18 protein-coding genes are annotated in these 22,534 nt (G+C 41.1%); 7 read left to right on the top strand and 11 right to left on the bottom strand.

Going from position 1 to position 22,534, the window contains the following annotated elements; all coding sequences use genetic code 11:
- Positions 1 to 270 precede the first annotated feature (270 nt).
- From hutH to hutU, 6 genes are read right to left on the bottom strand one after another with little or no spacing between them, the layout of a single operon-like run.
- The gene (hutH, locus tag MKY93_RS01785) at positions 271 to 1,776 is read right to left on the bottom strand and encodes a histidine ammonia-lyase (RefSeq protein WP_040759027.1); all 1,506 of its coding nucleotides are present in this window, start codon (positions 1,774 to 1,776) and stop codon (positions 271 to 273) included.
- 37 nt (positions 1,777 to 1,813) lie between these two features.
- Entirely contained in the window at positions 1,814 to 3,160 is a 1,347-nt protein-coding gene (locus MKY93_RS01780) for a Na+/H+ antiporter family protein (protein WP_221837252.1), read from the bottom strand.
- 57 nt (positions 3,161 to 3,217) lie between these two features.
- Positions 3,218 to 4,381, bottom strand: coding sequence for a M20/M25/M40 family metallo-hydrolase (locus tag MKY93_RS01775; RefSeq protein WP_221837249.1), 1,164 nt, complete (start codon positions 4,379 to 4,381; stop codon positions 3,218 to 3,220).
- 18 nt (positions 4,382 to 4,399) lie between these two features.
- Positions 4,400 to 5,662 (bottom strand): imidazolonepropionase, encoded by a 1,263-nt coding sequence (gene hutI, locus MKY93_RS01770; protein ID WP_340758067.1) that lies wholly within the window; start codon positions 5,660 to 5,662, stop codon positions 4,400 to 4,402.
- Positions 5,663 to 5,713: 51 nt separating this feature from the next.
- On the bottom strand, positions 5,714 to 7,141 hold the full coding sequence (locus MKY93_RS01765) for a YjiH family protein (RefSeq protein WP_340758066.1): 1,428 nt from the start codon (positions 7,139 to 7,141) through the stop codon (positions 5,714 to 5,716).
- Positions 7,142 to 7,165: 24 nt separating this feature from the next.
- Positions 7,166 to 8,890 carry a urocanate hydratase gene (gene hutU, locus MKY93_RS01760; protein WP_009766417.1) on the bottom strand — a complete coding sequence of 575 codons (1,725 nt, stop codon included), beginning with the start codon at positions 8,888 to 8,890 and terminating at the stop codon, positions 7,166 to 7,168.
- 357 nt (positions 8,891 to 9,247) lie between these two features.
- Here hutU and MKY93_RS01755 point away from each other — a divergent pair, with 357 nt between their 5' ends.
- Positions 9,248 to 10,954 carry a sigma-54 interaction domain-containing protein gene (locus MKY93_RS01755; protein WP_078817530.1) on the top strand — a complete coding sequence of 569 codons (1,707 nt, stop codon included), beginning with the start codon at positions 9,248 to 9,250 and terminating at the stop codon, positions 10,952 to 10,954.
- Positions 10,955 to 11,183: 229 nt separating this feature from the next.
- Here the strand turns inward: MKY93_RS01755 and MKY93_RS01750 are convergent, their stop codons facing one another.
- A complete protein-coding gene (locus MKY93_RS01750; RefSeq protein ID WP_078817531.1) occupies positions 11,184 to 11,819 on the bottom strand; it encodes a hypothetical protein in 636 nt (211 codons plus the stop codon).
- A gap of 371 nt (positions 11,820 to 12,190) precedes the next feature.
- Complete coding sequence (locus tag MKY93_RS01745; RefSeq protein WP_078817532.1) at positions 12,191 to 13,237, bottom strand: helix-turn-helix domain-containing protein; 1,047 nt, start codon at positions 13,235 to 13,237, stop codon at positions 12,191 to 12,193.
- A gap of 167 nt (positions 13,238 to 13,404) precedes the next feature.
- Between MKY93_RS01745 and MKY93_RS01740 the strand changes: the two genes are divergently transcribed.
- The 3 genes from MKY93_RS01740 (at position 13,405) to MKY93_RS01730 (ending at position 15,985) form a co-directional block, all read left to right on the top strand.
- The gene (locus tag MKY93_RS01740; protein WP_078817533.1) at positions 13,405 to 14,538 is read left to right on the top strand and encodes a class II histone deacetylase; all 1,134 of its coding nucleotides are present in this window, start codon (positions 13,405 to 13,407) and stop codon (positions 14,536 to 14,538) included.
- 403 nt (positions 14,539 to 14,941) lie between these two features.
- On the top strand, positions 14,942 to 15,364 hold the full coding sequence (locus MKY93_RS01735) for a DUF1284 domain-containing protein (protein ID WP_078817534.1): 423 nt from the start codon (positions 14,942 to 14,944) through the stop codon (positions 15,362 to 15,364).
- A 60-nt stretch (positions 15,365 to 15,424) separates the two neighbouring features.
- The gene (locus MKY93_RS01730; RefSeq protein ID WP_340758065.1) at positions 15,425 to 15,985 is read left to right on the top strand and encodes a TetR/AcrR family transcriptional regulator; all 561 of its coding nucleotides are present in this window, start codon (positions 15,425 to 15,427) and stop codon (positions 15,983 to 15,985) included.
- Positions 15,986 to 16,095: 110 nt separating this feature from the next.
- Here MKY93_RS01730 and MKY93_RS01725 read toward each other — a convergent pair whose 3' ends face one another.
- From MKY93_RS01725 to MKY93_RS01715, 3 genes are all read right to left on the bottom strand, one after another.
- Positions 16,096 to 16,494 (bottom strand): class I adenylate-forming enzyme family protein, encoded by a 399-nt coding sequence (locus MKY93_RS01725; RefSeq protein ID WP_340758064.1) that lies wholly within the window; start codon positions 16,492 to 16,494, stop codon positions 16,096 to 16,098.
- 62 nt (positions 16,495 to 16,556) lie between these two features.
- Positions 16,557 to 17,597, bottom strand: a complete 1,041-nt coding sequence (locus MKY93_RS01720; protein WP_340758063.1) for a class I adenylate-forming enzyme family protein — start codon at positions 17,595 to 17,597, stop codon at positions 16,557 to 16,559.
- A 15-nt stretch (positions 17,598 to 17,612) separates the two neighbouring features.
- Entirely contained in the window at positions 17,613 to 19,208 is a 1,596-nt protein-coding gene (locus MKY93_RS01715; protein ID WP_340758062.1) for an acyl-CoA dehydrogenase family protein, read from the bottom strand.
- A 297-nt stretch (positions 19,209 to 19,505) separates the two neighbouring features.
- Between MKY93_RS01715 and MKY93_RS01710 the strand changes: the two genes are divergently transcribed.
- The 3 genes from MKY93_RS01710 (at position 19,506) to MKY93_RS01700 (ending at position 22,335) form a co-directional block, all read left to right on the top strand.
- Entirely contained in the window at positions 19,506 to 20,636 is a 1,131-nt protein-coding gene (locus MKY93_RS01710; protein WP_340758061.1) for a polysaccharide deacetylase family protein, read from the top strand.
- 420 nt (positions 20,637 to 21,056) lie between these two features.
- Positions 21,057 to 21,560, top strand: coding sequence for a DUF2243 domain-containing protein (locus MKY93_RS01705; RefSeq protein WP_009766428.1), 504 nt, complete (start codon positions 21,057 to 21,059; stop codon positions 21,558 to 21,560).
- Positions 21,550 to 22,335, top strand: a complete 786-nt coding sequence (locus MKY93_RS01700) for a cytochrome c oxidase assembly protein (RefSeq protein WP_078817537.1) — start codon at positions 21,550 to 21,552, stop codon at positions 22,333 to 22,335. Before MKY93_RS01705 ends, MKY93_RS01700 begins: the two co-directional genes overlap by 11 nt.
- Positions 22,336 to 22,534 lie beyond the last annotated feature (199 nt).

The raw sequence follows: 22,534 nt of genomic DNA, 5'->3' as shown, positions 1-22,534 counted from the left end.
TTTTAAATAGCATAATCGGACCGGCTAAAAAAGAGAGTGTCTACATCACCCCCTTGCAGAAATTACTTGCATGCAAACAACTATGCATATTGCATAATTGATGCGAACGGAGTATGAAAATAAAAAGAGGTTGTCGCAAAAAGTCATTTAAAACGACTTTTCCGACAACCTTTTATAATTTATTTTTATAGGGAGAGTAATTATGAGTTCTTCAGTTGAAGATTCTGCATATCGTCAAACCAAAGATTGAGTAAAGGTAATACAACGTTCTTATAACTTTTGCTGTGTTAACGTATCATCACGTAATAGGAACTGCGCTAATTCTTCGATCTGTTCAGAGATATCGCGATCCGCTAGCAACGGTGGGCAAATTTTACGAACCTTCTCCAAATAAGCACTCGTTGCAGGAGCCAGTTCATTCTCCGCTTGCTCTAAATGAATCGCTTGGGATGCACAAATTAATTCAATCGCAATGACACGTGCACTATTATGAATGATTTCACGTGCTTGTCTCGAACCAATCGTTCCCATACTGACATGATCTTCTTGGTTAGCGGATGTCGGAATGGAATCCACGCTTGCCGGATGTGCAAGTACTTTGTTCTCTGAAACTAATGCTGCCGCTGCATATTGGGCGACCATCAAGCCACATTCCAATCCTGGATCCGTGGCAAGGAATGGGGACAATCCACTCAATTGTGGATTAACCAGACGCTCAATCCGACGCTCTGAAATATTAGCGAGTTCTGCAGCTCCAACCTTCATGAAATCCATTGCCAAAGCAATCGGCTGTCCATGGAAATGGCCACCAGAAATGATTTCTCCATTTTCAAGGATTATAGGGTTATCTGTCGCGGAATTCATTTCCACGCTTAATCGATCCTCTACATACTGCAATGCTTGCCAAGATGCACCATGTACTTGCGGGATACAGCGTATGGAATACGCATCTTGCATGCGAATCTGTCCTTGGCTAGTCACACGTTGACTTCCCTCCAACCAGTTACGAATACGGGAGGCAACCACTTCCAATTCTTTATGCGGACGTACTGCCAATAGCTCGCTGTCAAATGCTGTTATAATTCCCTGAAGTGCCTCCATTGTCAAACTAGCTGACATGTCCGCAGCATAGCCAATGCGTTCAGCTTCATTAAATCCGATTACGCCTACTGCAGTCATAGCTTGAGTCCCATTGATCAAAGCTAGTCCCTCTTTAGCCTGTAAAGTAACAGGTTCTAATCCGGCAAGCCGCAACGCTTCTCCGCCGGTCAGAATTTCACCCTCATACTCTGCACGACCTTCTCCAATTAAAACGATAGCTACGTGCGCTAGTGGGGCCAAGTCACCACTTGCACCTACTGAACCCTTACACGGCACGACTGGATGAACGCCTTTATTGATCATCTGAACTAATAATTGAAGTGTATCTTCCTTGATTCCGGAGAATCCTTTCGCTAAAGCATTTGCTCTTAAAATCATCATGGCACGTACGATTGGCTTAGATAAGGGTTCACCCACTCCAACAGCATCCGCACGCAACAGATTCAGCTGTAATTTCGCAATATCATCTTCTTCAATTTGAATATCACTCAGTTTCCCGAAACCTGTATTGACACCATAGATAACCTTTCCATCTCTTAATTGTTTCTCAATACGTTCGCGGCTTTCCCGCACACGCTTTAAAGCATAATCCGAAATATCGACTTCTACTTCGTCAAAAACAATGCGTTCGATCAGCTGACGATCTAATGACTCCCCATCTAAATGGACTACCATTTCTTTACTCAACTAAACCACCTCTTATCCTCTTATATTATAAAATTGCTGCCGCCAATATCCCGAAAATAAATAAAGGGATATTATAATGAAGGAATGTAGGTACACAAGTGTCCCAAATGTGATGATGTTTACCATCTGCATTCAATCCTGAAGTCGGTCCAAGCGTACTATCTGAAGCCGGTGAACCAGCGTCTCCTAATGCTCCCGCTGTACCAATCAATGCAATTGTAGCAAGGGGGCTGAATCCCATTACCATACATATCGGGACGAATACAGCGGCCAGAATGGGAACTGTTCCGAAAGATGTTCCTATTCCCATTGTTACTAATAGTCCTATTAATAATAGTAATGCAGCACCAGCCACTTTTCCATAGCTGAAATACCCTTCAACAGCTGTCACCAAATTAGTTACTGAGCCTGTATCTTTTAAAACCGTTGCATAACCAGAGGCGAGAAGCATAACGAAGGCAATAGCACCCATAAGTTTTACGCCTTCCTGAACGACTACTTCTCCTTCACCCAATGTGACAACCCTTGCAGCAAACATTACAATAATTCCAACAAGCGCACCGAGTACTAATGATTGCACTTGAATTTGAACTACCAGAGCCCCAACAATTGCAACGAGCGTCAGTACGTCACGTACCTCGAACTTCTGTTTGACACGTTCCGTACCAGCCGCTAATTGAACAGAAGATGCAAATATCTCTGCATGGCTAGCACGTTCTTCCTCCGTTTCATAATCTCGCGGTTTACGATACGTGAAAAAAATTGCGATAAACAATCCTACGAACATACCAAGTGCCGGGATTGCCATTGCTAGAGGTACTTGTGATAATGTGACAGGCATGCCGTTACTGCTAACTTCCTGCACAATAATGCCATGGAATATCAGTCCATAGCCTGCCGGAATCAAAATGTAAGGCATCTTCAAACCGAATGTCAGAGCACAAGCGACAGCTCGTCTGTCTAAGCGTAAATAGTTGAAGAAAATTAGCAACGGCGGAATTAGGATAGGTATGAACGCAATGTGCACTGGAATTAGGTTTCCCGATAGACAGGTCAAACCGGCAACCATCAGCAATAACATATATTTATTCATCTTTTTAACAGACAATAATTTATCGATCAGCATTTTGGTAATGTTTGAATGCGCAATCATTGCTGCAAAAATCCCTAGGAGAATATAACTTAACGCAGTCTCAGACTGACCACCCATTCCACCAAGGAAGGTAGAAAGAGTATCCGATAATGACAAATTGGAAAGGAGTCCTGCCGTGATAGCCGCCATTAAAATGGCGAAAATCACATGTACTCTTGCCAGACTTAAAACGGTTAATACTACTACAGAAATAAATACGGGATTCGTTAACACGTTCATTCCCCCTGATTATCTAATTTGGATTAAATGAGGATATTTCCAATTTATCTATCTAATTTATTTCTGGCTTTCATACCATTGCTGAATTAATGCTGCTGTCAGACGCCCTGTGTTTGTTAAATTTTCTTCACTAATACACTCTCGGAACGAGTGAATGTTATGGAAGCCATTTCCTAATGTTAAGCAAATTAGGCCATTTTCATTGAGCACATTAGTATCTGCGCCGCCAAGTGTTTCAGTCAAGTACGGCTTTACTTTAATATTCTCCGATGCATTCAAAACAGTTTGAGTTAATATATGATCTTCAGGAATCGAGAAGCCGCTGTACTTTTTCTCAATTGTTACTTCCACTGAACCACCTCTGGCCTCCACGGCCTTTCGCATCGCATCTTCCATATGCTTTAACTGTTTATCCAGTTTTTCTTTAGAAAAGCTGCGCACTTCACCTGCAACTGTTACCTCTCCTGGAATAATAGACGTAAGTTCTCCGCCTTCGATAATACCAATGTTTGCCAATGTTTCTTCATCAATTTCACCTAGGTTGATGTCCAATAAACCTGCTGCCGCTAAAATAAATGCGTTATTACCTTCCTCTGAATTCAGCGCAATATGCGCGGCATTGCCTTTTATTTTCATCCAGATCCTGCTGCTATAAGGTCCTTTCAAAATGGTTTGCCCTACATCGCCACTGCTGTCAAATATATAGCCAAATGTACTTTTGGGTCTGCTGTAATCTAAATAACGCGCACCCACGAGACCAGGTTGTTCATTGACCGTTAAGACAAGCTCGATCGGTCCATGCGGAATACCGCTTTCAATTACTGCACGAACCCCTTCAATATAAGCAGCTAATGCAGCGCGGTCATCTGCTCCGAGAATCGTCGTGCCGTCCGAATAGATTACACCATCTTTGATGACCGGCTTTAAATCTTTAGTGGGGAGTACTGTATCCATGTGAGTGGAGAAAAACAATGGAGGTACAGATGAATCCGTTCCTTCTTTGTAAGCAATCAAGTTCCCTACCTCTCCATCGAAGTTTTTATGCGCTTCGTCAAATTGAAGAGTGAATCCAAGTTCAGGTAGAGCTTCTTTTAGATAGTCAGCCACTTTCTGTTCTTTTCCACTCGGACCATCAATTTTCGCCAGCTCTAAAAATAAATCCAACAACCGTTTTTCATTAACACAGTCTGCTGCATTGTTCTTCACTTGTTTATTTGTCATCCTAACATTCTCCTTTTCTTACTGTATTTCTGCATGATCGACTACAACTTCCCCATCTTTCAAAACAGTTTCCACTATATTCGTACCGAGTTCGTATGCAATATGGACATAAGAAGGAATAGACCAAATTTGAAGATCTGCTACCTTCCCTTCTGCAATTACACCACGATCATCTAAGTCCAGGGCACAAGCCCCACCGTATGTGGCTGCTTTAATAGCCTCTTCGACGGTGAATTTGTAAAGTTTACATGCTAGATTGATAACGAATTGCATGGATTCTGTATAGCAGGCGGGACATAAATCCGTCGCTAGAGCGATATTCATCCCCAAGTCCAGCATCTTTCTAGCATCGAAAGGTTTCTTATGTCCCACGGCAAAATCTAGAGCAGGCATTAATACACCCGTAACCTTTGATTCCGCCAATTTCTCCATTACTTCTACTGGGGTATAATTCAGATGATCAACGGATACCATATTCATTTTTACCGCCAGGTCAGACCCGCCAATATAGGAGTATGCGTCCGCATGAAGCTTCGGCTTCATGCCATATTTCAATCCAGCCTCCAATATCTGTTCAGACTCTTCTGCCGTGAAATATCCATCATCGCACCAGGCATCACAAAATTCTGCGAGCTTGCGTTCACCGACCTCCGGAATCATTTCTTCGATAATAATACGGAGATATTCTTCTTTTGTTACACTCTCAGGAAAGCCATGCGCACCTAAAAATGTATTGTAAACATCCACTGGGGTTTCTCTATCAAGTCGGCGTCCCACTTCTAAGATTTTAATTTCACTTTCTGTCGTCAATCCATAGCCGCTCTTGCTCTCGATTGTCGTCATGCCGTAATTAAGCATGTTCATCATCCGTTTTTTGGATTGTTGAAACAACTCCTCTTCCGATGCATGCCGTGTTAATTCAATCGTACGATTCGGTCCTGTTGTAATACCTAGTCCTTCTAATTTCTTTTTATCGTCTCCAGCTAACTTTGCGGCGTACTCTTCCACTCGTGTACCGTTGAATACGAGATGCGTATGGGAATCTACAAATCCAGGTGCCACAACTTTTCCAGACGCGTCAAGTTGAAATGCATTATCCAGATCAATTGAATCGCTTCCCTCCCTTTCCGTGCCAACGCCTGCAATGCGACCGTCCTTCACCGCAATCCAAGCATCTTTAATGACGCCGAGCTCAGTCATCCCCTCACCTTTACAAGTCAATGCCTCAGCAGCATGGCGAATGACCAGGTCGACCTTGGTTTTTCCTTGCAGTTGATTCATCATAAAAACCTCCATTTAGACAATACAATAACTCTAAAATTGTAAACGTTTTCACAAAAACAGAAATGCTAACGGCGTCACAATAATTAGTGATAAGACCGTTCGAATAAACCAAAGAACCACAATCTCACGCATTTTAATTGGAATATCCGTAGATAATATGCACGGAATTAGTGCCGAGAAAAATAAAATTGTTGAAATAGAAATTGAAGCGACGATAAATCTAGTATGCAAACTAGCTTCTACAACCATCAATGAGGGTAAAAACATATCCACCAAATTGATCATGGCAGCTTTAGCAGCTAAAAACGGTTCAGGAATCTGTAAAATCCACGTTAAAGGTAAAAACAAATAAGCTAAATAATCAAACACCGGAGTATGATTGGCCAAAATTAAACCAAGAAGCCCTATAGCCATGACAGATGGCAGGATACTCATCGCCATTAACACGCCGTCCTTCAAAGTAGATAAGACATTGCTAAGAAGGCTTGGTGCATTTTGTGCTGTTACCATCGACTGATGCCACGCATGTTGGATTCTCTTTTCACTGATCACTTTCTCAGGCTGACCTTCACCCGTATAATAATCGTCTTGAATTTTGTTAATCGGCCACATCCTTACTGTAATACCCGTTACTAAAAATGTGACAAGGAATGTAAGCCAAAAATACAAGTTCCAAATTTCCATTAAGTCCAGTGTCTTTGCTACGACTACCATAAATGTAGCAGATACAGTAGAAAATCCGGTCGCAATAATTGTTGCTTCACGTCTAGAATATTTCCCTTCTTTATAAATACGATTAGTGATTAAAAGACCAATAGAATAGCTGCCAACAAACGAAGCAACGGCATCAATCGCGGAACGTCCCGGCGTCTTCCATATCGGTCTCATAACTGGTTGCATCAGAATACCGATAAACTCCAATAATCCATACCCCACAAGAAGCGCCAAAAAGATCGAACCAATTGGTACCAAAACCCCGATTGGCGTGAGAACTATCGAAAAGTAATATGGTCCCATGTCCTCTGCCAACAACCACTTTGGTCCAAATTCAAATAGAACCATAGCTGCTGAGATGGCGCCTAGTACCTTTAAGCATGATAATGCTATTTCAATTTTTGTTTTCCTCCAGCTACCTGAGTAAAATGGAAAGGCAGCTCCTAAAAACATAATCAACAAGATGTAATACGATACAGCGGTCGGTGCGGTATTCCTGATCCAAGTAACTAAATGATCTAAAGGAATGGAATTTTTCCCGTTAACTTCAATAGGAATAAAGAACATGAAAACGCCGATTAAACTGAAGAAGAAAAAGCTGAAGATATTTCGTACAGAATAAATATTCCCTTCTCTTTCAGCAGACGCACTGTCCACTCTGTCGAAATCTTGTTTTACATCGTTCATCGACTTCACCTGCCCTTGTTGTTTTGGCGACAAACAAGAAGGGAGGAAGTCAAACAGGTGCTTGACGTCCCCCACCCACTTCTCTAATAATCCTGTTACTTATGCTTTAGCGTTAGTTTTTTCCAGATCTTTTGGTCCGAATGTAGCCTTGCGCTCCCACCATAATGGAATTTGGATACTCTCATCCGTTAGATTTCCTTGCCCGTTCGCTACATCACGGGCAATCTCATATCCAGCCTGTGCGTGACGCACGACTCCAATTCCGGAATCTACAGTCATTGCAACTTCTAAACGCATATCGGATTCAGCTGTTCCATCTGCTACCATTGTTACACCTGTATGAACTGCTTCACCCATTGAGTAGTTCGCTTGGATTGCGATCAAATCACACATACCAACGGCATTTAATAAACCATTCAACATTGGCCAGTCTGAGATCAAGTCACTGCCATCTTTCATATTTTCAGATTCGAATGTCGGGTTAACGATTGAGCCTGAATCCAAATTGTCACGAGAGAACGCAACTGGTCCGGCCAACTCACCGCGGCGAATCATATCATTAACTTCTAGTGCAAACTTTTTACGTTGTCCAAAGCCCATGTAACAAATTCGTGCAGGTAATGCCTCAATCGGAATGTGCTCTTTCGCCAGCTTGATCCAGCGCGTCACCAAGTAGTCATCTGCAAATTTCTCAAGAATCATGTCATCAATTTTACGAAGATCTTCCGCTTCTCCCGACATACACACCCAACGGAATGGTCCACGACCTTCACAGAACAACGGGCGAATATATTCTGCTACAAAACCCGGTAAGCGTTTCGCTTCCTTTTCATCCATTCCTGCGTCGATACATTCTTTACGATGGCTTGTTCCATATTCAAATGCGTGAACCCCTTCGTCCATGAACTGAATCAATGCTTTCAATTCACGAATCATCGTTTCGCGCCCCTTTTCCAAATACAGGGTACGATCTGTGTCGCGCAGTTGTTCAGCTTCTTCCACTGTTAACCCTGCAGGCAAGTATGAAATTGGGTCATGTCCCGGAGTCATGGATGTAGCAATATCTGGACGGAAGTCACTCTTCAGTACTTCTTCAAATACATCTGCAGCATTACCGACTACTGCGATTCCCAACGGTTTACCTGCAGCAGCATATTCTTTCGCTTTCTTGACTGCAGCATCCAATGATGGCGCTAATTCATCGATAAAGCCTTTTTCAATACGACGATTGATAATATCTACGTTGGAATCCACAAGGATACAAACGCCTCCGTGCATCGTCATTGCGCGAGTCTGGTTGCCTCCCATACCGCCTGCCCCCGCCGTCAGCAAGATTTTGCCGACAAGAGAATCATTGTAATGCAGGCGGGCAATAGCTGATAATGTTTCAAAAGTACCTTGAATAACTCCTTGTGTTCCAATATATTCCCAAGGTGCTGCTGTATAATTTGCATAAATTGTTAAGTTTTTATCTTGTAAATCATAGAATGTAGGCCAGTCAGCTTTCATAATATTTGTTGTTGCCATGACGACCGTTGGGGCATATTTATGAGTCTTGAACACCGCTACCGGCATACCTGATTGAACAACTAATGTTTCATCGTCTTCTAGATCTTTTAAAGATTGTACGATGGCATGGTAGGACTCCCAGTTACGCGCAGCTTTTCCGATCCCTCCATAGATGACTAACTCCTCCGGCTTTTCCGCATTTTCCATATTATTTTCTAACATTCGAAGGATTGTTTCTTGTCTCCATCCTTTACAGCGTAGTTCAGGCCCTCTTTGTGCTTTTACCGAATATAAGATTTCTGGTTTAGTTGTCATAATGAATTCCTCCTAGATTGATAGTTTCTGTTTCTCACTTTTATATATTGCAAGTACCGTGCCAACTTCTAAAATATCAAAAATAACTTTTTATTATTTAATCAAAAGCTGATTGTATCAAGGTTAAAGTCTAGTAAAACAGGATAAAACCTTTACTATGACCATCAATCACTTTCAATTCTCACCTGCAGATATATTTTCTCTTTGCACCTGCTTTTCCCCCTAGTATTTTCTTGAGAATCCACTATTAGAGGCACTTTCCAAATATGCAGATATATTTTGCATGCAGATGCAGACTTTTCAGATATTTCTGTGATACAATAAAAATTGTTCTACACAAAGGAGGGGTTGTTTTATATGTTTGCTAAAACAATAGGTTCATTGGTACGAAGTTTTGTTGATGGGGTTATTGTTCTTGATCATACGAACAATATTCTATGGTTCGATTTACAAGAGAATCTAACCTTTCCAATAGATCTCACTACCGATATTAAAAAGTTATTCAGACGGGATGATTTACGATTTATTGATAAGGAAGAATTCTATACAGAACTTCAAGGGCAGCCAATCCAAGTCTCTGTTAAGCAAATTGTGGAGCCTGAACAGTTGACCGTGTTATGTATTAAAGAATTTGCTTTCCAATTGGATAATAATGAAGCACGTCTGTATTGTTTGGAAAAAGTAATTGAAACAATCGATGAAGGAGTGATGATGAGTAATGGAGATGGTGAAATTACTCTTTATAACAAAGCGCAAGAAAAAATGGAAGATTTACAAGCACAGGAGATAATAGGAAAGCCTTTATGGGATGCCTATAACTATAATCCTCAATTCTCTGAGCACCGCCACGTATTCGATACAGGTAAACCTATATTTTCTCGTTATCGCGCACACTCGAAAGTAGGGGGTGTCCCAAAATACGTTAGCTATAGTACATATCCCATAAAAAAAGATGGGGATACCATTGGTGTTTTTTCTATCAGTACAAATGAATCGAAATTAAAGGATCAACTGTATCAAACGATTGAACTGAAGCGAAGTGTTAGCCAGCAACTGGAAGAAAAGACTTTCGCGAACAATGGAACGGTTTTCACTTTTGAAGATATTAAAGGAAAAAGTACTGTATTGAAGGAATTATTGAGAGAAGCGCAAGCTGTGTCCGTTCATAATACAGACACGCTTATCGTAGGTGAAACGGGGACCGGAAAAGAGCTGTTTGCACAAAGCATGCATAATCATAGCCCTCGCAGGGACAAACCCTTTGTCGCTGTTAACTGTGCTGCTATCCCAGAAAACTTATTGGAAAGTACATTATTCGGCACTGTCAAAGGAGCATTCACAGGCGCAACAGATCAAGTAGGATTATTTGAATACGCGGAGGATGGAACATTATTCATGGATGAAATCAACTCCATGCCAATGACATTGCAATCAAAACTTATGCGCGTGTTACAAGAACGGTTGGTACGAAGGGTAGGATCTAATGACGTAAAGCCCGTTCGTTGCACTGTTATTAGTGCGTCTAATGAAGATCCGGAAAAGATGATAGAAGAAGACCGAATGCGACTTGACTTATTTTATCGTATTGCGAATACCAGTCTCTTCATACCGCCTTTGCGTGATCGGCCAGAAGATATCTTATTTTTCATTCATTATTTCTTTGACACTTTCCAATCCAAAATGGGTATAAATGCTCCGCCAATCTCACCCATTTTACGAGAAGCATTACTTCGCTATCCATGGCCGGGCAATATTAGAGAGTTAGAGCATTTAATTCAAAATATCGTTATTCGAGTTACAGATGACTCAAAAGCTATCGAGGTCCATCATCTGCCGTCCTATATACGTGGTAAGATTTTAGTTGAACAAAAGGCGCTTGAAGGAGAAAACGAATCAAAAGCAAGCCGTCCAATTAAAAGTGCACTGAATCAGTCAAAAAAACAATTTATACAGTCTGCCCTCGAACAAACTGAATGGAATGTTTCGGCGGCTGCCCGTAAACTGGGTATTACTCGTCAAAGCCTGCAATATCATATTAAGAAACACCAATTAGAGAAACCATAAATAATCGTACTCAGACTCATTACCTCTCACTAAGGATTATAACAAAAAGAAATTACAGCCAAAACGTTAGCTTCAACGCTTTTTTATTAGGATAATTTCTAAATATGCCTGTTCGTGAAACAACCATGAACGTTTAAACAAACGCATTAGTTTCTTGCACAGGCACATATCATACTATTTCGACAGAAGCAGTTAAGATGAATTCTTTAGATTGGTATAAAAATTGCACTTATTTTTTTGGAAACAATGTATAGGACCACGAGTAAATAAAATCAACAATGAACGCAATACCCCAGATAACCCCAATTCCATACAGCATATCATTTGGATAAGGTGAATGTTGTGCATCCCCTACCTCCACCCAAGAGAGATCCATTAAGTACCCTTTCATTTCATCAAAACTATTCGTGCCCATAGACCAGAATATAGACTGCCCAATAATGAAGATGCCTAAATGAATGAGCGATGTAATCCGATATTTCTTCGCTAAATATTTAGGATTTTTATTTCGTTTCATGATCCTGTAGTCTTTTTCTGTCAACAGTTCAACGCCACGAAGCTTTCCGACAGTTTTCCTCATCCATCGATCCAAACGGATAAAATCCGCTATTCCAAACGTGAAGGCGTATGCAAGGAATACCATGATGACGATCAAAAATGTCGAAATTTCACCTGTATGAAAATATACATACAATCCAAGCAAAGCCTCGATAAGCAATAACGCAATGAAGGAAATAATAAAGATTATACTGAATTTGTGTTTGCTGAAAAAATAGCGAAATAGACCAAATAACAACAACGAGATTACAGATACTATCTCAATTGCAATAAACACTTGCCAATGATATGTAAGGATGAAGTCCATATGAATTTCCCCTGCCTTTCTTTAAAAATTAAATACATAGTGGTGGCTTTCCATATAACGTTACTTCTGACTATAATAGCATATTAGAGATTTTAAAAAATATGTCTGTACAAAATAAAAGCAAATGCTTTATCTTGCAAAGTTCCCTATCATCACCTCCTCTTAAATTCAACTTGAGGCGCATACCTCAAGCTCTCATCATATACAAAACTACAACTTGTTAAATAAAGAGCGCTCCTATCATCATCGATTTCATTTCCAATGATGATAGGAGCGCTTAAATCTTGATGCAACGACTATGTCTTTGACCTCTGAAAAGGAAAGTGACTCCTCTTGAATTTAAACAGGCAATTTTCAAGCCTTTATGCATTTCAATCCACTATACCCTCCAATTTATATATCAGGCTCGTTCTATTCGTAACATTGTACTTTGTATACATATTTCTCAGATGCTTTTTCACTGTGTTTATCGTAATCCATAGTTGTTTAGCAATCTGTTCATTTGTATATCCTTTTAAAACTAGATGATAAATTTCCAATTCCCTATTTGATAATTCTTTTTGGGGATGAGCAGCAGATCTCTCTTCTTCATCTCCCTGGTCATACAAATAAATCGTATATGCGCACAACAATGCACTCTCTTTTTCTTGGACCATCACTTTTATTTTCCTATTGTTAATATGGAAGTAATACGGACTTTCGCTTTCATTTAAACCGTCAGGAATCCTTGGATGAATTGAATTATAAAAGAATTCTTCAACTGTCGAAGTTGGGTCTATATCCTTAATAATATATTGTGCAACTTTATTATAAAATGAAATGCCCTGATCATGGCTAGCCTGAATGATACCGAGTTTATAATCTTTTTCCTTATTTATATAGAGACTTTTTGCTTCTATTTCCTTCGTCATCATTATATTCTTCACTAAATACTGTAGATGTATGGACAAGGTTTGCAGTATTTCCTTATCTTTTTGCGTGAACGGCATTTCCCCTTTGAATCTAATAAAACCGATACCACCATAGATAAATGTGCCATTGACAAAATAGACTACCATCTGATCAATGATTCTATGCGTCTTGATAAATTGATAATACATAGACTTCGCGAGGTCAGTTGGAATAGTTATCTCTTCCATCCGATACACCGTTTCTTTGTTACTTGTCAGCTTTGATACCAGTTTTTTGGGGTGCATTACATCATTCGCATTGTGGACTTCTTTATAATCTAAAATTAATTGGTCATCAAAGTTGAAAAACTCTAAATTATACATATTTCCTGCCGTATCGGCACGCCATAGCAGCGAATGATTAAACTGAAACATACTAGAAAGCAGAGCTTGAATTTTATGAGAGTCACAAAGAGAACTATTAATAAATTGTAAAATATTTTGATACTCCTTTGTTGAGAAATTCATAGCAATTCCTCCATATCTCTATGTTTTTCGTAGCCGATACTTCAATAAATATTTTGTTTCAACAGATTCAATGGCGAAGTTATCCTTTAGTGTAATTTACACTTGTCCGAAAATTTGAAATACTAGTTCCAGTACTAATATTATTCAAAATACAAGGGGGAAGTCAAATGAAAAAAACAGGATTTATTTATGATGAGAGTTATTTTTGGCATGATAACGGTTCTGGAGCTTTGCACTTAGCATCAGGAGGATGGGTTCAGAGTCACACATACGGGGAAGATCCAGAAACGAAGAGACGGTTTAAAAATCTAATGGATATTAGCGGATTGACTCCTCAACTGAAATCCATTGCCCCGCGTTCGGCCACCAGAGATGACATTGAGCTATTTCATCTGCCTAGTTATGTAGATAAAGTGAAACAGTTAAGTGCTGCAAACGGTGGGGATGCAGGACAAATCGCTATTGTGGGTAGAGGTTCATATGAAATCGCCCTATTATCGGCAGGCGGCGCAATGACTGCAGTGGATGCTGTTATGGACGGTGACGTTCAAAATGTGTATGCTTTGACAAGACCTCCAGGTCACCATGCAGAAGCACAAGAAGGTATGGGATTCTGCTTGTTCAATAATGTAGCCATCGCTGCGAAACATGCTAAGAAAAAATATAATTTGGAGCGAATATTGGTACTTGATTGGGATGTACACCATGGGAATGGCACAGAGCAAGCGTTTTATGATGATGAAAGTACGTTATTTATATCCATCCACCAAGATCGCTTGTTTCCCGCTGAAAGAGGTTATATAGAACATTGCGGGCAAGGTAAAGGCGAAGGATATAATGTGAATATTCCATTACCAGCCGGTACGGGAAATGCAGGATATATGCATGCATTTGAGAAAATTGTAGGACCTATTGTAGACCAATTTAAACCAGAATTAATTATAGTATCTGCAGGACAAGACCCTAGCTTCTTTGACCCACTAGCTAGAATGATGGTAACCGCTAACGGATTTTATAGATTTGCAGAGTTCATGAAAAAGTTAGCAGAGAAACATTGTGATGGTCGCTTAGTGCTATGTCATGAAGGTGGCTACAGTGCAGCATACGTTCCATTTTGCTCATTAGCCATCGTGGAAGCGATGAGCGAAATAAAAACTGAAGTTGATGATCCATTCATGGAAGGCTTTGGTGTTCCGGTGGAAACATTGTTTCCACACGAAGAACAGGCAGTTCAAGCAGTGATCGATCAACAATCGAAGTTTTGGAACTTTAGTGCTGAGAAGGTAGGTAACAGTTTATAAGTGATAATACCGAAAAACAAAACATTTTTGTATAACATTATGTAGCGACAAAAGCCTTCTGATCATACTGATTAGGAGGCTATTTGTTATGCTTTTATATAATCTTAATCTATATATTGTACTTAATTGTTTGCGGAATACACTTCATTTTACCAACCGATATCCTCAACTTATACTTCCAATCTAAAGGAAAATTTTAATTGCGCTCAAAGAAGCTGGTGCTCTTGACGAAATTGAAAAAAACTCGTTACCAAAGTCAATAATTTATCGCTCCTCGCAAAATACTACTATCTATAAGATGAACAATACCCACCTCTGTAGATTTCATTCTTTCCTTAGATATGCTTAAATAATTATACAGTTACAAAAGGATGGACACTTTCACACAAAGAGGCGATATCAAATGATAAAATTACGCGGCCATCATATTTTTTGTTTATTGGGCTATCGCGGGATGGGCTACTCGGAAGAATACGCGGAAAATATGACGAAGATCCAGATCACCTTACGTACCCAGCCCGACACATTGATCCAAATTATCAAAGGTCCCGACGATTTATGTGCTAAGTTTCCTGAAGGACAGCCCTATCATTGCGAGGACAAAGGAATTTACGTGAGAGATTCAGAAATCTTAAAACGGCTCAGACTGACATTCAGTGATGTGCTGCCTTGGCGGGAAGTGGAGCGGCGTATTCGTGTGGAGATTCTGCCGTCCGATATCGCTACTATTTGCGAAACATGCTCTTGGCGTTCATTTGGGTATTGTGAGGAAGGTGTCGAGCGGGTTATCGAGTCAAAAGGATTAAAGAAAGTCGATAAAATGTGAGGTTAGACTCCACTCCTACTTCTCTGTATGATGGACATATTACATCTTAAGGAGAAGCCAATGACACGTGAAGAGAAGAAGAAAGCCAACCAACAACGTATGATAGATGCAGCAGTTCACTTATTTAGCAAAAAGCCCTTTACAGATGTCAGTATGCGAGACATAGCCAAGTACGCGGAAGTTTCGCCTGCACTGATTTATAAATATTTTGATGACCAACAACATCTTTACATGGAAGCGATAAAAGTGGAAGGGCAGAAATTAATCGGGAAGCTAACGCCTTTCCATCAGCTCTCTGAACTAGTAGAACAGTATATCTGCTATATGTTTAAGGACGAGGTATTGTTCCAAATGATGGTGTACTTTATGTTAGAAGCGAACGAAAGAAGACCTACGATTCCGATTCACAACGAAATCGCGGGATTAATGAAGCTTTTCGAGTCAGCACTTAAGCCCCTCTTTCCAGTCGATACCAGACGAGAAGCCCAGTTGCTTTTTTCCACATTGAATGGACTGCTTATTACCTACAAGAATTATTCAACACTTACAACCGAACAAGCGTTGCACCGTATAAAATCTCTGTCCAAACTATATATAAGCCATTTGCAGCCAACTAACTAAACTATTTTAATCGCTAGACGTAAGAGCCGCTCAAAAAGTTGTTTTCATCCGACTTTTCGAGCGGCTCTTGTTTTTGTATAAAGAAAGCCCCTTCATTTTTCCTATTACACTTATTGAATAGAGACCATTTCCTTCAATCTTTGCTTTAGGATCTTCCCGACCGCGTTGCGTGGCAATTGATCTACAAACACTACCTCTTTCACAGCTTTGTAGGATGCTAACTTTTCCTTACTAAATTCTATTATATCTTCCACTGATACCTTTACGTCTTTAGCTTTCACGATGAAGGCTTTTGGTACTTCGCCCCATTGTTCATTCACCACACCTATGACCGCCACGTCCGCGACGGCTGGATGCTGGGCTAATGTTTGCTCAAGTTCTGATGAGTAAATATTTTCACCGCCGCTGATAATCAAATCTTTCAGTCGGTCCACGACATAGAGAAACCCTTGTTCATCAATATAGCCAATATCTCCTGTGTGGAATTCTCCGTCAATCACTGTACTCATATACGCTTCTTCATTTTTATAGTATCCGACAAATACTTGTGGTCCGCCGATAATAATTTCTCCTATTCACCCTTCGGCAATGTCTCTTTGGAGTCTGTATCCGCAATTCGCAGCGTCCCATGCATAACCGGTTTACCCATGGAATCATATTTATCAGGATGTTGCGTTTCCTTCCAGAACGTTACAGCACCTGCATATTCCGTAATTCCATAGACTTGCTGAACCGGAATCCCCATCTCCCTAAACTGCAAAATGAGAGGAGCTGGAACAGCCGATGCCCCACAAGTGATGTTACGCAATGAAGAAATATCGGCGGAGACTGTTGGGTACGTTTTCAGAAGAAATGTCAACATGGCGGGCACAGTCATCATCGTTGTGATCCGTTCTGATTCAATTAGTTTCCAAGCTGCTGTCGGATTGAAATCTTCCATCAGAATCATGGCAGCACCTGTATGGACATTCGTGATTAACGGTGCCAAGCCTCCGATATGGAAAAATGGAGCTACCATCAGGAACTTATCACTCTCCCGCCAATCAATCGTATGGGACAAGCCTATGGACGTGGCTAAGAGATTATTATGCGACAATATTGCCCCTTTTGGTTTGCCTGTTGTCCCGGATGTATACATGATGAGGATTGGATCATTTCCGGTTGTTTCATATATAGGCTCTCTCGTCTTTTGTCCCCAAACGGAAGATAAGGATGGTGATGTGCTACTGGAAATATAATGGGATGCCGGGATCATTTTCTTCAGATCTTCAATAGTTGTCTGGAACACTTCATCGTAGACAATTAATTTTGCTTCACTATGCGAAAGAATATATTGCAACTCCTCTTTCCCTAGGCGCCAATTCACCATGACTGAAATAACTCCGATCTTTGCGGCACCAAAAAACGCGGCAATTGCCTGTTCATTATTTTTACATAGTATGGCCATGGCGTCTCCTTTGCTCAAACCTATTTCCCGCAGATACTCGGAAAACGAATTCGCCCGCTCATTCATCTCTTCAAAAGTAATCTTGGTATCGCCATGTATAAAGCCGACCTTCTCCCCCATCATTATTGCTCTACTGCGCAATACGCTTCCAATATTCATCTCCATCTCCCGAACACCCCTCTATAAGTTATTCAGTATTTCCTCTCTTAAAATCGGTTGCTCTTCAAAAGGTTTCGTCACAGCTTGTTGAAATGACAAAAACAGTTCCTCCCATAACGATTCCCAATTCATCGCAGCCATCTTATTGAATGGGGTCGGAGCTTCCATAATATTAATCCCCATGATCGCCTCGATGCGCGAAGTATATTGTGTCACATCTATTAGAGATAGATGCGGAAACATGGTTTCTAAAACCGTCTCAATCGGTACGGTTTTACGCAGCCGGAAAAGATCCCGATAAATTTGTGTCAGCAATACATTTCGCGGTCCTTCCCATAGTTCATTGACAAGACTATCCCGAAACAATCTCGGTATGGCTGAAAAATCTTCTATTGCACCATGCCCGCCGAAAAGGGATATTGCCAACCGTAAATGATCGACAGCTTCTTTGGCAGCATATATTTTCTGCAGTAAAATCAATTCCCGCAAAGCAAACTGCTGCAGCTCATCGTAGTCATCTTGCTCCAAAAACATCTTATACAGATGAAACGCTGTAGCCGTCATTCGCTTTGCTGCCCCTTCGAGTTCTTCCAGTTGTGCAGCTGCCATCGGAAAACCATCAATCGTCCGGTCGAACACATGGCGGAAGCGCGCATAAAGCTTCGCCTCTCTAGCTGCACGCATGACAAATGCTGCACTGGCAAAGCCGATGTCCAAGCGAGAACGCGTCAGAACGATGCCGACCGCTAAAGCAACCCCACGGTCTTCAGGTCCAATTCGGTATGCTACCGCCCCTTCATAATCAATTTCTCCGGAAGGAAGCTCACTTGTGCCCAATTTCCATTTTAATCGATTAATGCGGTAGCCATTCCGTAGTTCTTTCTCTTTGTCTCCTGGCAAATAGGAGGGCACAACAAATACGGCAATATTCTCCGTACCTTCTATTTTTGCCGTTACTACCGAATAATCAGCATGCACAGCGGAACAGAAAAATTTATTGCCATACAATAGATAATGCGTATCCATCGGTACCGCCTCTAGTAGATTGGCAGGAATGTTCGAACCTCCTTGGATCTCCGACATGAATTGCGCGCCAATAGCGAAGTTCCCATCGATCCCTTCTTTTGCATGTGTGTGAATCTCTTTGACCTCATTTGGAACTTCTTCATAAAATGCTTCAATCAATTCAATCAGACCATCCGTACATGCTACAGGACATGTAATTCCTGCTTCACCATTCCCATGTAGGAGATAGCGTTTCATAATTCCTTCGTAAGTAAGTTGTTTCATTGAAAATAGCCCTTCACCAAATACTTCTTCTGTGAGTTTAAGCGCTTCCGCCGGACGAACAATGCGATCAATTCGGCGATTGTATGCATCATATTGACGCAACTTCGGATGATTTTCGGGTCTGGCAATTTCATTGACCGTCGCTCGCCACGAAGTGGAAAGTTTGTTTGCGAATGGTTGAAGTCTGCGATGCATCTCCCCCCAATCTTCTTTAGACAAATTCGACAACACCTCCACTAAAAAAGGATTGTCCAAATCATCCAATGTATCCTTTACAGCCAAGAACGAGTCAAATGTATATTGGGGATTCTTCTTTACGCAAAACATAGTAATACCTCCTATTACAGAATATTCTACCATCTAAATTTCGAAAGTAAACAGCGTTTACCCATGTTTTTAGAATAATAGTTTTTAATGAAGATACGAAAAAGTTATCTAACCAACTACTTGTGCCGGAAGGTTTCCGGAGAGGTTGGCACCGATTTCTCCAAAGTAAATAACTTAATTGTTTTCGCTAAAAATTTAGACTATTGTATGTTGCGATGAGTATAGGAGATTTCATAGATTTGTCGAAAGATACTAAATTACGATTACGACCTACTCTATACGAAATGAGGGATGAAAATGAAAAAAAGAATCTGGGGATTGCTCGGAGTATTATTCGCCTCGCTTCTAATTCTCGAATCTATTTCTGCAGAAGCGGCTGTTACACCTGATAAACGTTATATCGGGTTGCATGACAGGATATTACCAATTGATGACGTATCTGTTATCGGCAACAATACCCGTGTCCCTTTAGGTGAAATCGCAAAGTTCCTTTATCTGCCTTTGGAAATTGAAGACGGCGTCATGCATGTACGTAAAAGAGGCGTCGACTATACGTATGACTATGCAACTAAGGAAACGAGGAAAGACGGCATTCTCCAGACCAGTTCACCGATTGTTGAGCTGAATGGAAAATTGTATATTACGGTCACATACATCGCGGACGAACTGGGCTTCAAAACACATTACTTCCCTAAATTTAAGACACTGCGGATTTATCGCGATGATTACAAACATATGCCGCATGTAAATTTCGAATCCGTCAACAAGATGCACATGCAAGCAAAGCCGGAAGCCAGTGGCAAAGCGAATGTCTATCTCACATTTGACGATGGACCGAATCGATTCACATCTGCCAATACCGCCATCTTGAAAAAGTATAACGTCAAAGGAACCTTTTTCTTCATTGGAAATCAAATGAAGGATCAACGAAAAATTGTCAAAGAGACAGCAGCAGCCGGTCATTATATCGGCTCACACAGTATGACGCATGACGCCAATAAGGTCTATCAGACTACAAAAAGTTTCATGGATGAGATGAATAAAGGGCTTAGGCTGATTGAGCAAATCACTGGAAACGATACCAAGTTGGTGCGTGTTCCTTATGGCAGCAAGCCGTATGTGACTGCAGCTATGCGAAATGAGCTCATCCGCTACGATTATAAACTATGGGACTGGAACGTTGATTCGGAGGATTGGAAATATACGAACCAACAGGCGGGACGCATCGTGAAAAATATTCAAACAAGCGTGAAGAAAGCCTATGCAACAGGTAATCGGAACATCGTGATTCTCATGCATGACCGCAGCCAAACCACAAAAGTCCTTCCCGAGATCATTGAATGGCTTCAAGCGCAAGGTTATGTCTTGAAGCCATATGATCCTGCACATCATACGGTGAACAACTTTTATGCCGATAAACGTTTGTGATAAACGCTAAGTCCTTATGTATATATGTATTACCAGGCCCCCAAACTTTACAGATTTGGGGGCCTGGTAGTTTATTCAAGAAGAGGCTTTATCATGACATGGAAGCTTAGCAGAAATTGCTGCAATCACAATAACGATTACTATAAACTTCCAATATTCTGTCGGTAGAATTTGCAGCTGCTTCCATAATAGTCTGCTGAACAATAACATATAGCCCCTGATTATTACATTTCAGTAATCGGATTAAACTTCATTTTATAGATTCCTTTATCTTTCTTTGCATTTAACAGCCCTTTTGAGATAAGTGAAATCCCTTCGTGTCCTCCACCAATTTATTCCCAAAACTCTCCAAACTTGGTTTAACCGCCTATTCTTTTGGTAATAATTAAGTATAAACACCATAAAGGCGGCGACTCTTATATGACTATAAAGAAAGTAACCAACTGGACGAATCGTTCGAAGTTCGCTAGTAAGAACTTATGGGCAGGCATATTGTTTGGGCTCGGCTTTGTAGCTTTCTTGGACGAGACTCTTTTTCATCAGTTGCTGCATTGGCATAAGTTTTATGATAAATCGACGATCGCAGTCGGTTTGGTTTCAGATGGATTGTTTCACGCGTTCAGCTGGTTTGCAACAGTCGGCGGCTTATATTTGGTCGCCGATTTACGGAGGCGAGATGCATTATGGCATAAAATGTTTTGGGGAGGAAAACTGCTTGGTGGTGGGGCCTTTCAGCTATACGACGGCACGATACAACATAAAGTCATGCGAATTCACCAAATACGCTACAATGTCGATATCGTCCCGTATGACTTGGTTTGGAATATTAGCGCTGTACTCATGATTTTGGCGGGAGTTTGGCTATTAAGGTCGGCAAGACAGGATGAGCGGATGGCAGGAAGTGGGGAACTTCATGTTGCATGATTTTCCGTTCCCTTTTACCGATGTCTTATTTGGCATTCCAGCAGTGTTGGCTATCGTGCTTTATCTTGCAGGAGTTTTCAAGAACAATCGGCACGCATCTCGGCGCCAATGGCCATGGATTCGTACTATGTTCTGGTTTTTTGGTGTTTTACTCTCGGCGAGCGCCGTGATTGGACCAATTGCCGAAGCTTCCCACGGGAACTTCACTGTGCATATGATGGGCCATTTATTCCTTGGAATGCTCGGTCCCCTTCTACTGGCTCTTGCGGCTCCGATGACACTGTTGTTGCGCGTGCTCTCAGTCCATCATGCAAGGCAGCTGTGCCGCTTGCTGAAAAGCCGACTCTCAAAATTTTATACTCACCCTGTTACCGCTACCTTCCTCAACATCGGCGGACTTTGGCTGTTGTATACTACCGACTTGTATATGACTATGCACCACCAACTCTGGCTACATGTTCTCGTTCATATCCATGTATTTGTGGCGGGCTATTTATTCACCATTTCCTTACTGTACATCGACCCGGTTTTCCATCGTTTCAGCTACATTTACCGGACTCTAGTCTTTATTGTTGCTCTTGCAGGACACGGGATCTTGTCCAAATACATTTATGCTTACCCTCCAGAAGGCGTACCTCTTGATCAAGCACGCACAGGGGCCATGCTTATGTATTACGGAGGAGATGCTGTTGATCTCGTCATCATTATTCTTTTATTCAAAAAATGGTTTCAGGCTACACGTCCCCGAACACGAGCAGTTTCGGTCACCGCGTAACAAAGTTTTAGAAAACAGGCACCTGCACCTATGCAGCAGTGTCTGTTTTTTTGCGGATTCACTTATTAACTGTAAACTACTACAGTTTAATAAAGTCTCTTTCGGGGAAGATGTGTAGTCAAAGGGATATCTAGCGGGATGAATTCTTGCTAGTCTCATAACTTTTTGACGCTTGATTGCACTCAAAAAATTAAAAGAG

This window comes from Sporosarcina sp. FSL W7-1283, from assembly GCF_038003105.1.
In the GTDB taxonomy this organism is placed as follows: domain Bacteria; phylum Bacillota; class Bacilli; order Bacillales_A; family Planococcaceae; genus Sporosarcina; species Sporosarcina newyorkensis.
This window is presented reverse-complemented; position numbering and strand designations above follow the sequence as displayed.